Annotated in this window: 14 protein-coding genes; 6 read left to right on the top strand and 8 right to left on the bottom strand. The window is 60.7% G+C overall.

The window, feature by feature from the left end; all coding sequences use genetic code 11:
* Positions 1–166 precede the first annotated feature (166 nt).
* Positions 167–781: a 3'-5' exonuclease gene (locus tag AB8B29_RS13570; RefSeq protein ID WP_047639004.1), complete on the bottom strand. Its 615-nt coding sequence runs from the start codon at positions 779–781 to the stop codon at positions 167–169.
* Positions 782–817: 36 nt separating this feature from the next.
* Entirely contained in the window at positions 818–1,726 is a 909-nt protein-coding gene (locus AB8B29_RS13565; RefSeq protein WP_037196290.1) for a LysR substrate-binding domain-containing protein, read from the bottom strand.
* 193 nt (positions 1,727–1,919) lie between these two features.
* On the opposite strand from AB8B29_RS13565, the gene AB8B29_RS13560 reads away from it, so the two are divergent.
* A complete protein-coding gene (locus AB8B29_RS13560; protein ID WP_047639003.1) occupies positions 1,920–2,759 on the top strand; it encodes a hypothetical protein in 840 nt (279 codons plus the stop codon).
* Between the two features lie 41 nt (positions 2,760–2,800).
* On the opposite strand, the gene AB8B29_RS13555 is transcribed toward AB8B29_RS13560, so the two are convergent.
* The 3 genes from AB8B29_RS13555 to gltX are packed head-to-tail and all read right to left on the bottom strand — an operon-like array spanning position 2,801 to position 6,090.
* Positions 2,801–3,085: a hypothetical protein gene (locus AB8B29_RS13555; RefSeq protein ID WP_037196292.1), complete on the bottom strand. Its 285-nt coding sequence runs from the start codon at positions 3,083–3,085 to the stop codon at positions 2,801–2,803.
* A 34-nt stretch (positions 3,086–3,119) separates the two neighbouring features.
* Complete coding sequence (lysS, locus tag AB8B29_RS13550; protein WP_047555281.1) at positions 3,120–4,616, bottom strand: lysine--tRNA ligase; 1,497 nt, start codon at positions 4,614–4,616, stop codon at positions 3,120–3,122.
* Positions 4,617–4,632: 16 nt separating this feature from the next.
* Positions 4,633–6,090, bottom strand: coding sequence for a glutamate--tRNA ligase (gene gltX, locus AB8B29_RS13545; RefSeq protein ID WP_037196294.1), 1,458 nt, complete (start codon positions 6,088–6,090; stop codon positions 4,633–4,635).
* A gap of 364 nt (positions 6,091–6,454) precedes the next feature.
* Between gltX and AB8B29_RS13540 the strand changes: the two genes are divergently transcribed.
* Complete coding sequence (locus AB8B29_RS13540; RefSeq protein WP_047639002.1) at positions 6,455–6,865, top strand: hypothetical protein; 411 nt, start codon at positions 6,455–6,457, stop codon at positions 6,863–6,865.
* Positions 6,866–6,899: 34 nt separating this feature from the next.
* Here the strand turns inward: AB8B29_RS13540 and AB8B29_RS13535 are convergent, their stop codons facing one another.
* The 3 genes from AB8B29_RS13535 to AB8B29_RS13525 form a co-directional block, all read right to left on the bottom strand.
* The gene (locus AB8B29_RS13535) at positions 6,900–7,643 is read right to left on the bottom strand and encodes a TerC family protein (RefSeq protein ID WP_037196296.1); all 744 of its coding nucleotides are present in this window, start codon (positions 7,641–7,643) and stop codon (positions 6,900–6,902) included.
* A gap of 134 nt (positions 7,644–7,777) precedes the next feature.
* Positions 7,778–8,617, bottom strand: coding sequence for an AraC family transcriptional regulator (locus tag AB8B29_RS13530; protein ID WP_439006556.1), 840 nt, complete (start codon positions 8,615–8,617; stop codon positions 7,778–7,780).
* A gap of 109 nt (positions 8,618–8,726) precedes the next feature.
* Positions 8,727–9,413: a TetR/AcrR family transcriptional regulator gene (locus AB8B29_RS13525; protein ID WP_037196298.1), complete on the bottom strand. Its 687-nt coding sequence runs from the start codon at positions 9,411–9,413 to the stop codon at positions 8,727–8,729.
* A 161-nt stretch (positions 9,414–9,574) separates the two neighbouring features.
* Here AB8B29_RS13525 and AB8B29_RS13520 point away from each other — a divergent pair, with 161 nt between their 5' ends.
* The 4 genes from AB8B29_RS13520 to xylB all read left to right on the top strand — a co-directional run bounded on the left by AB8B29_RS13520 (position 9,575) and on the right by xylB (position 15,102).
* Positions 9,575–10,795 carry an HlyD family secretion protein gene (locus tag AB8B29_RS13520; protein ID WP_037196299.1) on the top strand — a complete coding sequence of 407 codons (1,221 nt, stop codon included), beginning with the start codon at positions 9,575–9,577 and terminating at the stop codon, positions 10,793–10,795.
* Between the two features lie 26 nt (positions 10,796–10,821).
* Positions 10,822–12,429, top strand: coding sequence for a DHA2 family efflux MFS transporter permease subunit (locus AB8B29_RS13515; protein WP_037196300.1), 1,608 nt, complete (start codon positions 10,822–10,824; stop codon positions 12,427–12,429).
* Between the two features lie 152 nt (positions 12,430–12,581).
* Positions 12,582–13,607 carry a LacI family DNA-binding transcriptional regulator gene (locus tag AB8B29_RS13510; protein ID WP_037196301.1) on the top strand — a complete coding sequence of 342 codons (1,026 nt, stop codon included), beginning with the start codon at positions 12,582–12,584 and terminating at the stop codon, positions 13,605–13,607.
* A 37-nt stretch (positions 13,608–13,644) separates the two neighbouring features.
* On the top strand, positions 13,645–15,102 hold the full coding sequence (gene xylB / locus AB8B29_RS13505) for a xylulokinase (protein WP_113118559.1): 1,458 nt from the start codon (positions 13,645–13,647) through the stop codon (positions 15,100–15,102).
* The last annotated feature ends 61 nt before the right edge of the window (positions 15,103–15,163 follow it).

Raw genomic sequence — 15,163 nt, 5'->3', positions numbered from 1 at the left:
TCCCGGAAGAAAAGGTGATCTGATTTCGCCGCATTCGCAAATTCATTTATCAGAAAGTCGATATCGGAAATTCCGATTGCTTCGTGTGTGACCGTAGGTGAGGGGGAATATGGCCTGCTTGAGAGGCGATCGCACTCCATATGCACCAAGTTAAAGCGCGGCGCTGCTAGTTGCGGTCGAAGACTTCAGGCCGCAAATGTTCAGCCTTCATAAGGTGTTGCAGGGTATATGACACCGAAAGTGCATCGTCGAGCGCGTCATGACCCTGTAAATGCGGATGTTCCACGCCATAGTAGTCGGCAAGCTTGTTGCTCGGCGTCTTCGCCAGATCCTCGATCGGCATTCCCGCCGCAATCAGGAGCTTGACGGCATTGTCGAACCGGTGGGCGGGAATTGGAGGCTGAATTCCGGAGACATAGCAGCTGATCGCCACCATGTTCAGTTCGTCCTTGCCCCAGGACCAGAAGCGGGCGCCGTCCGAGAAGCTGTCGAGGCCAGCAAGCGCATCCTGCAAGGCCACTCCTTCGGCCTTGATATTCTCGTCGGTAATGCCGGTCAGCGTGGTGAAGAACGGGTCGAGCGCATATTGGTTGCCAAATCTGTCGATCGGGCGAACATAGGCCTTATAGGTGCCCAAAATAGGAAAATCGCCTTCCAGCCCCAGCTTGACGGCGCCGATCTCAGCGATGACCGGATCGGGATCATGGGCCGCGCACCAGAATCTGCGTTGCGAGCCTTCAAGACAAAGAAATTCGCAGTCGAATATGATTGCGTTCTTCATAATCGGTCCCTTTCCTTCGCAATGATTGGCGTTGCGTTATCTCTGGCGCCCGGAGCGCATGCTCTCCGCGACGCCGACGAAGTCCCGGGCGGCCTGCGGCAGGCTTGATCCCTTGCGCCACACCATGCCGACCTGCACGACCGGCAACGAGCCGGACACGTCGCGGCTCTCGATGCGGTCGCCTTCGAGCGACCAGGGGCGATAGACGAGGTCCGGCAGCAGCGCCACGCCGGCGCCTGTTGCAACGAGGCTGCGCACCGCCTCGACCGAGCGTGTGCGGAAGGCGACGTGAGGGCGGGCGCCAAGCGCGGTCAGCAGCTTGCCGGTGTTTTCCTCGATCTCGTCGATGGTCAGCATGATCAGCGGCTCGCGGGTGATATCGGCGACGCTGATGATGTCGGCCGAGACGAGCGGATGGCCCATGGGCAACCAGAGCCGGTAGGGCGACGTTTCAAGGATCTCGGCCTGCAGGGCCATGCGGTCGCGCAGGTTGGAAATGACCATGACAGCGACGTCGAGCTCGCCACCAACCAGAAGATGTTCCAGATAGCCGCCATTGTCTTCGATGGCGCTGACCTCGACGCCGGGGCAGGCACGACGGTAGCGCGCCAGGAGATCCGACAGGACATAGCCCGCGACGAGCGATGTGACCCCGATGTTCAGCGTGCCGCCGGCTGCATTCTGCTGGCCGGAAAAGCTCGTGCGGGCATCGGAAACGGTCGCCAGAATCTTCGTGGCATGACGCAGGAACTGATGGCCGTTATGGGTGATGGACAGTCCGCGCGGATGCCGGTCGAACAGCTCGACACCGAGGTCGCCTTCCAGCTCCTTCAGGGCCTCGGTGACCGAGGATTGCGAGATAGACAGGTTCTGCGCGGCGCGGGTGATCGAGCCCTGTTCCGCCACGGCGACAAAGTATTGCAGCTGTCTCAAGGTGAACGCCATGTTGCCGTTAGAGCATGTGCGCGGCACCGAAGGCAAGCGTCGCCATCGCTGTGAAAGTTCGGACCTTTTTTGTGTCGATGCCGTCAGAGTTGCAAGTTTCGCTTCTGCTTTAAGTATTCCGAAACGCCATTTCCCTAACGTGAGGGTTGATCATCTTTGTTGCCTTGGAGCGGTCTATGCGGGAGCAGTTGGCGTGAGCGCCTTACTGCACATTTTCCGGATTCCCCGGAAGCTTGTCGTCATAATCGGCGGAGTGGCCTTTCTCATAGGCTCCTCCGGCGTTTTCGCGCTTTGTATCGGCAAAGACAGACTGCTTGGTTTTATGTCGCCTTCGCCCAACGGGTTGGAGTGCACCGACGTCAATCTCGTGACCATTCGCAAGGAAAATCGCTTCTGGGTGCGCAAATATATCCGCACCGATCCGACCGATGGTTTGACCCGGGTAAGAACGGCGCTTCGTGTCGCTAAAGCCGTATACCAGGAGCAAAAGCCCGATCTCGTTCAGGTTGTGGTTCTCGACAAGAATGGGCCGTCGCTTCGATCCGACATACGCGGTCGGGCGCTGGGTGCCGATGTCGTCTACGTCCCGCATCCCGACAAACTTACCGAAGGCAGTGTCGAAGAGCCGGTCACAGCCCGTTATTACAATGGCGGCGCAAGCACCGCTGGCTTGTTTTACGGCGAGGAGATCACGATGCCCGTCGAGGATATCGATGCAGTACTGGCCGGATTGAAGGATTACAGCGATTGTGACAATGCGCTGGCGGCCGACGCCGGTGCTGGCGGCAATGCCAAGAAGGATAAGGTCAAGGCAGCGATCGCCGCCGAAGAAAAGGCGTCTGCCAAGACGGAAGAGCGGGAAGCGAAGCCGGCTCCTCCGGAGCCGAAGTCGACCGGCAACGTGCAGCCCGGATATGACAAGAATGGCGAATTCATCGGCGCCGATGCCAGCGACAAGGAAAAGAGCCCCTCACCGGGGCTCGATCCGACCATGACGGGTGCTGCCGAACGACGCTCGCCGGTAACGAACTGATCTAAGCTGGCTTTGCGCCGTGAGCGGAAGGAGAATACCCCTCAATCCGCCAGATGCTTCTCGCCAATAGCTTGGTAAAGCGCGAAGAGCGCCTCGTGAACTTCGCCGGCAAGACGGTAGAATTCGGGATCTGCGACGATGGCGGGGTGTTGCAGCAAGTGATCGTCGGTCATGTCGAGCATGAGCGACGTCGTGTGCATCGCCTCGTGGCAGCCGAAAGTTCCCGGCGCGTATTGCGACAGATCGATATCGCCGATCTCCGCAAGATCGGCCAGCCGCTGCTGCTCGCTGTCGGCATCCGCGGCCAATGTCTCTTTCTCGGTCATGGTTCACCTTTGATTTTCTGAGGGCGAAACTGTCTCAATCCGCCTTGGCGCGACGCGCCGGGAAGAGGATGATGTCGCGGATCGACGGCGAGTTGGTGAGCAGCATGATCAGGCGATCGACGCCGATGCCGAGACCGCCTGCAGGCGGCATGCCCTGGTCGATGGCGTCGAGGAATTCCTCATCCAGTTCCTTCTGCTTCTCGCCGCGCGCATGGGCCTGCTCGAGCTGCTCGACCATGCGGGCGCGCTGCTCTTCCGGATCGTTGAGTTCGGAAAAGGCGTTGCCGAGCTCCCAGGCATTACAATAGGTTTCGAAGCGTTCGACGAGGCGCGGCTCGCCCGGCACTTCCTTGGCGAAGGGCGAGATGTCCTTCGGGAAATGTGTGACATGCGCCGGCTGGATCAGCGTGCCCTCGACCTTTTCTTCGAAGATGAAGGCGAGGCATTCGCCCCAGGTGGCGTCCTTCTCGACAGCGAAGCCGGCAGCCTTGGAGGCGGCACGGGCTTCCTCGTCGGTCTTGATCGCCAGGAAATCGATGCCGGTCGCTTCCTTGACGGCATCGGGCATCGGCACGCGACGGAACGGGCCCTTGAAGGAAATCTGCTTGTCGCCGAAGGCGAATTCGGTGCTGCCGTGGATCGACATGGCGAGCGTCGAGAACAGGCGCTCGACGAGGTCCATGATGTCCTCGTAGTCGGCGTAGGCCCAGTAGCACTCCATCATGGTGAATTCAGGATTGTGCCGGGTGGAGACGCCTTCGTTGCGGAAGTTGCGGTTGATCTCGAACACCTTGTCGGTGAGGCCTGAAACCAGAGTACGCTTCAGGAACAGTTCCGGCGCGATGCGCAGGTACATGTCGAGCTTCAACGTGTTGTGATGCGTCTTGAACGGCTCGGCTGTCGCTCCGCCATAGACCGAATGCAGCATTGGCGTCTCGACTTCCATGAAGCCGTCATTTTCCATGAAGCGGCGGATGCCGGAGACGATGCGGCTGCGCTGCTGGAAGCGCAGCTTCGATTCCTCGTTGGTCATGATGTCGAGGTGGCGCTTGCGGTAGCGCAGCTCGATATCGGAAAGCCCATGCCACTTTTCCGGCATCGGCAGCAGCGACTTGGTCAGCATGGTGATCTGCTGCGCATTGATCGTCAGCTCGCCGCGCTTGGTGCGGCGGACGACGCCGGTGACGCCGATGATGTCGCCGATATCGATCATCGGCAGCAAGGCGCGGGCTTCTTCGCCGGTCACGTCCTTGTGGCTGAAGATCTGGATCTTGGCCGAGGCGTCGTGGATATCCATGAACATGCCTGAGTTGCGCGAGGAATAGACGCGGCCGGCAACGGTGACGACATCGCCGGTTTCCGTATCCGGCTCCAGGCCTTCGTATTTCGCAGCCAGTTCGGCATTGGTCATGGTCCGGTGGAAATGCGCCGGATAGACGTCGCCGACCTGTTCGCGCAGCAGCTTCAGCTTCTGGCGGCGAACTTCCGTTGCGTCGGAGGAGAGGGCGGAGGCTTCGGTCTTGTCGTTCATGGTTTTAAAGTCCGGTTCAGTTCTTCGGGCCGACGAGGGTCGCAACGGTCTGGGCGGCAAGTTTCAGCCGCTGGCGCACGACGGAACGGCCGAGGATCGCCATGCTATCGAAAAGCGGCAGGGAGCGCGAGGAGCCCGAGACGGCGACGAAGAGCGGCGCGACGATGACCTTCAGCTTCTTGCCCATGCGGTCGGCGATGGCGCGCAGTTCGGCTTCGATGGTCTCGACATTCCATTCGAGGATCTTTTCGAGGTCGGGCTGCACCGTGTTCAGGATTTCCAGCAGCTCCTCCGGCGTCGACTTGATCCTGGCGAAAGCAGAGGGATCGAGGTTGAGGTCGGATTTGAACAGGAAACCGGCGAGGTCGGGCAATTCACCGAGCTTGGTGATGCGCGACTGCGACAGCTTCAGGCCTTCCTTCAGGCGGTCGTTTTCCATCGCCCAGGTCAGCACCCGGTGCTGGAATTCTTCTTCCGACAGCTTTTCGCGGATCCAGCGGCCGTTCAGCCAGTCGAGCTTCTGGATGTCGAAGATCGCGCCGGCCTTGGAGAGGTTTTCCGGATCGAACTTTGCGGCAAGCTCATCCATGCTCAAGAGCTCTTCGCCTTCGGCGATCTGGATGAAGAACAGGCCGAGGAAGTTCATCAGCGCTTCGGGGATATAGCCGAGGGCCGTATAATAGGAGATCGAGGTCGGGTTCTTGCGCTTCGACAGTTTCGACTTGTCGGCATTCCGCATCAGCGACAGGTGCATGAACACCGGCGGCTCCCAGCCGAGATACTGGTAGATCAGGATATGCTTCGGCACCGAGGCAAGCCATTCCTCGCCGCGTGCCACATGGGTGATCTTCATCAGATGGTCGTCGACGACGTTGGCCATGTGATAGGTCGGCATGCCGTCGGCCTTGAGCAGGACCTGCATGTCGACGGCATCCCACGGGATTTCGACGTCGCCATAGACGCCGTCATGGAACTTGCAGGTGCCCTCGGTCGGGATCTTCATGCGCACAACATGCGGCTCGCCGCCGGCAACGCGCGTCGAGACTTCCTCGGCCGAAAGGTTCAGACAGTGGCCGTCATACTTCGGCGGCAGGCCGGCGGCGCGCTGGGCGGCGCGCATCTGCTCCAGGCGCTCGGGTGTGCAGAAGCAGCGGAAACCGTGGCCGGCCTCGACGATCTTCTCAACGTAGGGCTTGTAGAGATCCTTGCGGTCGCTCTGGCGATAGGGGCCATAGGGGCCACCGACATCGGGTCCCTCAGACCATTTCAGGCCGCACCATTTCAGCGCGTCGAGCACCTTGGTCTCGAATTCCGGGGTGGAGCGGGTCGCGTCGGTATCCTCGATGCGCAGGATGAACTCGCCGCCATGTTTCTTGGCGAAGAGATAGTTGAACAGCGCGATATAGGCGGTGCCGACATGCGGTTCGCCTGTCGGAGAGGGTGCGATGCGGACGCGAACGCCTGAAGTGGTCATTTTGTTTGCCCGTCATAAAAGGCCGGGCCGCGCTCGGGACAAGCGCTGTCCAGCCGAAGATGTGTATCTGGATCAGGAAAACGGTCGGAAAAGGGCGTGTTGCCGCTTCAGTCCCGCGTTTTCCGTATGGCTGGCCTTAGGCCATATTCAATGGATGACGTCAAGGGAAACTGCGCCGCAAGATCAACCGGGTAATATGCTAGGGACAGTACGGCGCGACGATTCGAGCCGACCTATCAAAGTCATGATGCCTCTTTACCCCTCATAAGGCTATCGGGATAAAACAGGGTCGCTCGCTGAATTTTATTTGCAATTTTTGGGGCAGTGACGGAATAGGTCTTCAATCAATCACCGCGAGGAAACAATGAAGAGATTGATTTTGAGCTTCATATTGGCAGCCGCCGTTTTCGGTCCCGCCGCGGCCCAATCGACGATTACGCGCGACCGTTCGGCGAAGCTGATCGAGTCCTATCGTGCCTATATCGGCAGCGACGACCTATACAACTCGAAGGGGGAGCGTCTGACGCTGCCCTGGCAGATCATCCGTCAGGATCGCGCGAACTATCACGCCTACCGCCGCCGCGACCGCGGCGATCAGGGCGACAGCTTCTTCTCGCTGCCATCAAACCGGCAGAAGCTTGAAGCCATGCTGGCAAGCGGCAATATCGCCGATGATGCCGGGAACTTCATCGTCCGCGGCAATGTCTGGATCAAGGTCGATATCTATGGGCGCGGCGACACCGGCGAATGGGTCGACGTCCACGTTCAGGAGTGAACGCCGCACCCGTTTCGGGGTGCGGGTCTTGTCCTCAATGGCTGCCGGATGCCCTTTTCCGGCGGTTTCGCGCCAGCATGTTGAGCACTTCCACGAGAGCGGAGAAGGCCATGGCGGCGTAGATATAGCCCTTGGGCACATGCACACCCATGCCTTCGGCAATCAGCGTCGTGCCGATCATCAGCAGGAAGGCCAGTGCCAGCATGACGATGCTCGGGTTCTTCTCGATGAAGTTGGCGAGCGGATTGGCGGCCACCAGCATCACGGTAACGGCGGCGATCACGGCGATGAACATGATCGGCAGGTGCTGTGTCATGCCGACGGCGGTGATGATGCTGTCGATCGAGAAGACCAGGTCGAGCAGCAGGATCTGACCGATGGCGGAAGCGAAGGTCGATGTCGTCGACTTGGCGATGAAATCCTCGCCTTGTTCCTGAGGATCGACGTTGTGATGGATCTCCTTCGTCGCCTTCCAGACCAGGAAGAGGCCGCCGCCGATGAGGATCATGTCCTTCCAGGAGAAGCCCTGACCGAAGATCTCGAAGACGGGCGTCGTCAGCTGGACGATCCACGCGACCGTGCCGAGCAGGACGAGACGCATGCCAAGGGCAAGGCCGATACCGATCTTGCGCGCCCTGTCGCGGTGTTCCGCCGGCAGCTTGTTGGTCAGGATCGAGATGAAGATGAGGTTGTCGATGCCAAGCACCACCTCCATGACCACGAGCGTGACGAGTGCGACCCACGCACTCGGATCCTGCACCAGCCCAACAATATCCATAGATTATTTCCCCTTTGGTCAGCATATGCCGATGCTGACCCCCAGCCCGGCCTGTCAAGAATGGCCGTAATGTAAGGAGCGTCGCCGTCCGTACAAGACAAGCGCCGCCGTCATTTTCATGGCGGCGGGCGCATCTACGCCTTGAGCGGGATCCAGATCTCGGTCACGCCCATGCCGGTACGCGGATCGAAGCGATCGTCATAGCGCTCCATCATGTCGGGGGGTCCGCCGTGCTGATGGCCTGATTGCGGAAGCCATTCGCCGAAGATCTGATGCGCGGTGGCGGAAATGCCCGATATATGGCCGCGATGGGTGAAAACCGCATAGCGTTGCTGCGGCAGTCTTATCGTCGTGAAGTCTTCGGGCAGGCCGTCGGTGCCCGTGACCTCGGCGGCGGACATATAGCGAAAGCCTTCGCTGCCCTCGTCCGCCTGGGTGCAGACGCCATAGGCGACATTGCCGACCTGGCCCGGGATGTGGCCGAAATGCTGATTGAACTTCTGCCAGAGCGAAGGGATCGCCTGCGTGGCTTCATAGGCATAGGTTTCCACAAGGCCGGCAAGCAACATTGCGGGGCGGGTCTCGAAGCGCGGGGCATCGAGCTTGGGAAGGCGGGTGTCGTCCATCCTGATCGGCTCCTGTAGAGCGAGGTTGCGAACGTGCCCCTGTTTGCGCAGGTTTTCCGGCGTCATGCCGAATTGCTCGCGGAAGGCACGGGTGAAAGCCTCGTGCGAGCCGTAGCCGGCATCGAGGGCAACCTGGAGAATTGTGGAGGAGCTGTCGATCAGGGCGAGCGCTGCCCCGCTGAGGCGGCGGCTACGGATATAGCCGCTGATCGAATGGCCTGTCGTCATCCCGAAAACGCGCGACAGATGATAGCGCGACAGACCGGCCGTTTCGGCGATCTCGTCCAGCGAGATGTCGGATGCAAAGTGGCTTTCGATAAACCATATCGCTCTTCCGATCGCGCTCAATGCTTAACTCCCCTGGTTGCCGGACCAGTCATAGCCGCATGGCGGCCGCGACGCTTGATCGCCATTGCGGAGTTGGCGTGCCTCCGCTCGCTGGCAACTGGGAAGATTGTCAGTCTTGATCCCGGCGATTGGGGCCATAAGCGGCAAGGAAGACGCGCACGGCACCGCGCACGACGTAGTCGATCTCCTCTTTCGAAGGAGGGACGTCCATGTCGCCGAACAGCCGTAATTTGAAGTAACCGCCGCTTGCCATCTCAAGAAACTGCCGCGCGGCCATATCGAAGTCGTCGATCTTCACCTGGCCTACCGCAGCCTTGCGTTCGAGAAAGCCGCGCAACACGGTTCGCAGGTTTTCCGGGCCGCTGAAGAAGCGTTGACAGAGCGAGGGCATGCGTGCGCGCACGCCGATGACCGTGCGCATGGCGCTGATGGTCTTGTCCGAGGTAACATGCGTCCCAAATACCATGCCAAATTCATAAAGACAGGAAGCGACATCCGCTTCGTCGGCAAGGACGGTACGCACCAACTCGACGAAATGAGCGCGCTCGCTGTCCATCATCGCGGAAAACAAGTCTTCCTTATTGGCGAAGTAGACGTAAAGCGTGCCTTTGGAGACGCCGGCCTCACGGGTAACGTCGTTCATGCTCGCCGCGTCAAACCCCATCTTCATGAAGACGCGCTTGGCGCCCTCTAGAATCTGGTGACGTTTGACCGGATCTTCGCCAGCGGCCCAACGCCCACCAGATGCAGGCGCTGGCGCGTCGAGTGCAATGGCATTTTGCGGTTCGTGTTTCATCGTCTCCTTCAATCGATCATTTTTATGAATCTTAAACAGACTCGTCAAATAATCGAACCATGCAGTTCGATATCTCTTGATATGGAGTGAAAAAGGCTCTATGTCAATTGAACTGAACCGTTCGGTTCGATTATTTTACCCAGAATTCCGGTGGTAGGGCAATGTCGTCAAGTCATGGTAACAATGTAGCGCGCATCGTGAATGAGCCCGCTGATGCCGGAGCGGAAGCCCAGGAGGTCGGCGCATCTGCCGATGCTCCCGTTGCCGAAACGCGCGGCAATCCGGCTCCGGCCCAGGCTGCGCCCGCATCTCCGGCTCCCGCGGCCCCACCGCCGCCGGCAAAGAAGCGGCGCAGCCTGGCCATGCCGATCATCGTTGTCCTGGCCCTCGCAGCCGGCGGTTGGTACGGTTATGACTGGTGGACGACGGGCCGCTTCATGGTCTCCACCGACGATGCCTATATCGAAGGTGATATTGCGACCATCCAGCCGAAGGTTACCGGCTATGTCGCCAAGGTGAACGTCGTCGCCAACCAGCTGGTTAAGGCGGGCGATGTGCTTGCCACGCTCGATGACGGTGACTACAAGCTGGCGCTGGAGCAGGCTCAAGCCTCGTACGACACCGAACAGCTTTCGCTCCACACCATCGATGCACAAATTGCCGCCGGCCAGGCCGCTCTTGCCCAGTCGCAGGCGCAGAAGGTTGCCCTGGAAGCCACTGTTCGTGGCGCCCAGATCACCCAGACGCGCGCTGCGGAACTGCAGTCCAAGTCGGTCGGCACCACGGCCGCCTTGGATAGCGCTAACATCGCGCTCGACCAAGCAAGGGCCAACCTGGTCGGTGGCGATGCCGCCATCGCTTCCGCGCAAGCCAATATCAACCTGCTGCAGGCCCAGCGCCGCCAGGCCGAAAGCACGATCAAGGGTCTCGCGGCTGCTCGTGACAAAGCTGCCCGCGACCTGTCCTTCACCGTGCTCAAGGCGCCTTATGACGGTGTCGTCGGCAATCGTTCCGTTCAGGAAGGTGACCTTGTTTCTCCCGGACAGAAGCTGATGGCGATCGTGCCGACCCGGCAGCTCTATATCGATGCCAACTTCAAGGAAACGCAGATCCAGCACCTGGTTCCCGGTTCCAAGGTCAATGTTCACGTCGACGCCTATGGCGATCATCCGATCGTCGGCACCGTCGAGTCGATCTCGCCGGCGTCCGGCTCGGTCTTCTCGCTCCTGCCGCCAGAAAATGCGACCGGTAATTTCACCAAGATCATCCAGCGTGTGCCTGTTCGCATCGCATTGCCACAGGATGCGCTCGATACCGGTCGTCTGCGCGCAGGCCTCAGCGTCGTTGTCGACGTCGATACCCGCACGGCACCGGAAAAGTAAGCGATCAAGCTCGGGAGAGACGCGCCATGTCGTCCGCCAGCACTACAGCCGGGTCGCCCCCACGCGCGGCCGGGCCCGCCGCGCCACCGGCGGTGGATCATATCGAGCCGAGAAAGCTCATCGCCTTCCTGGCGATGGTGCTCGGCATGTTCATGTCGATCCTCGACATTCAGATCGTCTCGGCCTCGCTCAGCGAAATCCAGGCCGGCCTCAGCGCAGGCTCGGACGAGATCGGCTGGGTGCAGACAGCCTATCTGATCGCCGAAGTCATCATGATTCCGCTGTCGGGAACGCTGGCGCGCATCATCTCGACGCGCTACCTGTTCGCGATCTCGGCCGCCGGCTTCACCGCGGCGAGCGCGCTCGCCGCGACCGCCACCAACATCGACCAGATGATCGTCTATCGCGCTCTTCAGGGCTTTATCGGCGGCGGCATGATCCCTTCGGTCTTTGCGGCGGCGTTCACCATCTTCCCGCCGTCGAAGCGCAATGTCGTCTCGCCGATCATCGGCCTGATCGCGACGCTGGCGCCGACCATCGGCCCGACGGTCGGCGGCTATCTCTCTAATGCCTTTTCCTGGCACTGGCTGTTCCTGGTCAATATTCCACCTGGTATCATCGTTGCCATCGTCACCTGGAACTACATCGATTTCGACAAGCCAGAACTATCGCTGTTCAAGAAATTCGACTGGTGGGGTCTGGTTTCGATGGGCGTTTTCCTGGGCGCACTGGAATATGTGCTCGAGGAAGGCAACACCAACGACTGGTTCAACGACAATTACATCGTTGCCGGTGCCATCGCGTCTGCCATCGCAGCTGTGATTTTCTTCTACCGCGCCTTCACGGTGGATTTCCCCGTGGTCGATCTCAAGGCCTTCACCAACAAGAATTTCTCCTTCGGTTCGGTGTTCTCCTTCGTGATGGGCATCGGCCTCTATGGTCTGACCTATATCTACCCGCTCTATCTTGCCCGTATTCGTGGGTACGATTCGCTGCAGATCGGCGAGACTATGTTCGTCTCGGGCCTGACCATGTTCTTCACTGCGCCGCTTGCCGGCTTCCTGTCGAGCAAGTTGGACCTGCGCATCCTGATGATCATCGGCTTCACCAGCTTCTCGGCCGGCACCTACATCATGATGCATCTGACGACGGATTGGGATTTCTGGGAACTGCTGATCCCGCAGATCCTGCGCGGTTTCGGACTGATGCTCTGCATGGTGCCGATCAACAATATCGCGCTCGGAACCATGCCGCCCGCCCGCATGCGCGGGGCTTCCGGCCTGTTCAACCTGACGCGTAACCTCGGCGGCGCCGTCGGTCTTGCGATCATCAATACGCTGCTGACGGACAGGCAGGATCAGCATTACTTCAACCTGCGCGACAATATCCATTGGGGCAACCAGGCTGCCGTCGCTCAGCTGAACAACATGGCCGCCAACTTCAGCGCGTCTGGCCTGGATGGGAAGCAGGCTGCGCTGAAACAGATGGTCAACATGGCGACGCAACAGGCAATCGTCATGTCCTTCAGCGATATCTTCCTGATGCTCACCATCCTGTTCCTGGCGATGATCCTCGGCGTCCTCATGCTCAGCAAGCCGAAGGCACCGGGAGGCGGCGGCGGCGGAGGCCATTGACCTCGCCGCGATGCCAGCATCAATGTAAGGCCCCTCGCTCCAAGGGGCCTTTTTTCGTTTCAGGAGGGCGAACGACAGGAAAATCGGGCCGTCGAAAATTTCTGATTTACGTACATCAGAAATCGCAGTAAGGATTTCAGCAGGAGGAGCTGATGAGACCGACTGTGCATGATATCGCCGCCGCTGCGGGCGTCAGCCTCGCCACCGTGGACCGCGTGCTGAACCAGCGGCCGGGCGTGCGGCTGGTGACGCGGGAGAAGGTGGAGGCGGCCATCCGCCAGATCGGCTATGTCCGCGATGTCGCCGCCGCCAATCTGGCCAAGGGGCGCGTCTATCCCTTCGTTTTCATCCTTCCGACGGGCGACAATTCCTTTATGCACGGGCTCCGCTCCGAAGTGCATCACGCGACGTTGCGCTCGAGCTTCGAGCGCACGGAAATCCGCATCGTAGAGGTACCGGCTTTCGACGTATCGGCGCTGGTTGCGGCACTCGATGCCCTTCAGGGGCAGGATATCGCCGGCGTCGCCCTGGTGGCGACGGATGCGCCGGAGGTGCGGGCTGCGGTCGATCGGCTCGTATCCAAGCGAATCCCCGTCGTCACCCTGGTCTCAGATCTCACCGATTCCACCCGGCATCATTATGCCGGCATCGACAATATCGCAGCGGGGCGGACTGCTGCCCGGCTGCTCGGCCGTTTTCTCGGCGGCCACGAGGGCGATATCACCGTTCTTGCAGGCTCGATGCTGGTGCGCGACCATCGCGAGCGCGTGGAAGGGTTCTCGGCCGTCATGGCGGCGGAGTTTCCGAGGTTGCGGCTGCTGCCCGTGCTCGAGGGGCGAGACGATCCGGAGCTTGCCAGATCGCTCGTGTCCAAGGCGCTTTCGGCAAGCAAGGACATCATCGGCGTCTACAGCCTCGGCGCCGGCAATCGAGGGCTGATCGCGGCGCTGAAGGCCGTCCGGCCCAAGCGGGAGCTGACGGTGGTCGTGCACGAGCTGACACAGCATACGCGGGCCGCGCTGATGGACGGCACGGTCGATGCCGTTCTCAACCAGGATGCCGGTCATGAAGTGCGCAGCGCCATTCGCGTCATGAAGGCGAAGGCCGATGGTCAAAGCGTCATCGCCGACCAGGAGCGCATACGTCTCGACATTTTCTTGAAGGACAATCTGCCCTGATCATTCGAAAGCGGCAGAACATAGGGAGTAGCATCTGATGTATTTGGGTCTCGATCTCGGAACGTCCGGCGTCAAAGCAATGCTGATCGACGGCAATCAGAAGATCATCGGTTCCGCCAATGGCGACCTCGATGTATCGCGTCCGCATTCCGGCTGGTCGGAGCAGGAGCCGGCGCACTGGATCCGTGCGACCGAGCAAGCGGTTGCCGGCCTGAAGGCGGCGCATCCGAAGGAGCTGGCTGCCGTGCGCGGCATCGGCCTTTCCGGCCAGATGCACGGCGCGACATTGCTCGACGCCGACGACAAGGTGTTGCGGCCCTGCATCCTCTGGAACGATACGCGCAGCTATCATGAGGCGGCGGCGCTCGATGCCAACCCGCGTTTCCGCGCGCTGACCGGCAATATCGTTTTTCCGGGTTTCACCGCCCCGAAGCTGGCATGGGTCGCCAAGCATGAGCCCGACATCTTCGCCAAAGTGCGCTGGGTGCTTTTGCCGAAAGACTATCTGCGTCTCTGGCTGACGGGCGAGCACATGTCGGAAATGTCCGATTCCGCCGGCACCTCCTGGCTCGACACCGGCAAGCGCAAATGGTCTTCCGAGCTGCTGGCCGCAACCAACCTCGATGAAAAGCAGATGCCGACACTGGTCGAGGGCACCGAAGTCGCCGGCAAGCTGCGTGGCGAACTGGCGTCGAAATGGGGCATTGGCGGCGATGTCGTCGTCGCCGGCGGGGCAGGGGACAACGCGGCCTCGGCTTGCGGCATGGGCACGGTGAGCCATGGCGCCGCCTTCGTTTCGCTCGGCACATCCGGCGTGCTCTTTGCTGCCAACGGCTCCTACCTGCCGAAGCCGGAAAGCGCCGTTCATGCCTTTTGCCATGCGCTTCCGAACACCTGGCATCAGATGGGCGTCATCCTGTCTGCGACCGATGCTTTGAACTGGCATTCGAGCGTGACAGGCAAATCCGCCGCAGACCTTACTGGCGAGCTTGGCGAGACGCTGAAAGCGCCTTCCAGCGTCACTTTCCTGCCCTATCTCTCCGGTGAGCGCACGCCGCACAATGATGCGACGATCCGCGGCGCCTTTATCGGTCTCGGCCATGAAAGCGGCCGCGTCGTCTTGACCCAGGCCGTGCTCGAAGGCGTCGCCTTCGCCATCCGCGACAATCTCGAGGCGTTGCGTTCGGCCGGCACCGATATCGCGCGCGTCACCGCAATCGGCGGCGGCTCGCGGTCGCGCTACTGGCTGGCCTCGATCGCCACCGCGCTCGGCGTACCCGTCGATCTGCCGGCGGACGGCGATTTCGGAGCTGCCTTCGGTGCGGCACGTCTCGGCCTGATCGCGGCGACCGGCGCCGATCCGGTTGCGGTCTGCACGCCGCCGCGGACGGCCGGCACGATCGAACCGGTTGCTTTGCTGAGCGATGCCTATGCGGATGCCTACAAGCGCTATCGGGCGCTCTATCCGGCGATCAAGCCGTTGTCTGCGCATTGAAATACCGTGGCGTAATGCCCCTCATCCGCCCTGTCGGGCACCTTCGCCCCGTTTTGACGGG

Source organism: Rhizobium sp. 11_C7_N12_5, from assembly GCF_051811145.1.
Taxonomy (GTDB): domain Bacteria; phylum Pseudomonadota; class Alphaproteobacteria; order Rhizobiales; family Rhizobiaceae; genus Rhizobium; species Rhizobium lusitanum.
The sequence above is the reverse complement of the archived record's forward strand: the minus strand, read 5'-3'. Positions and strand labels throughout refer to the sequence as shown.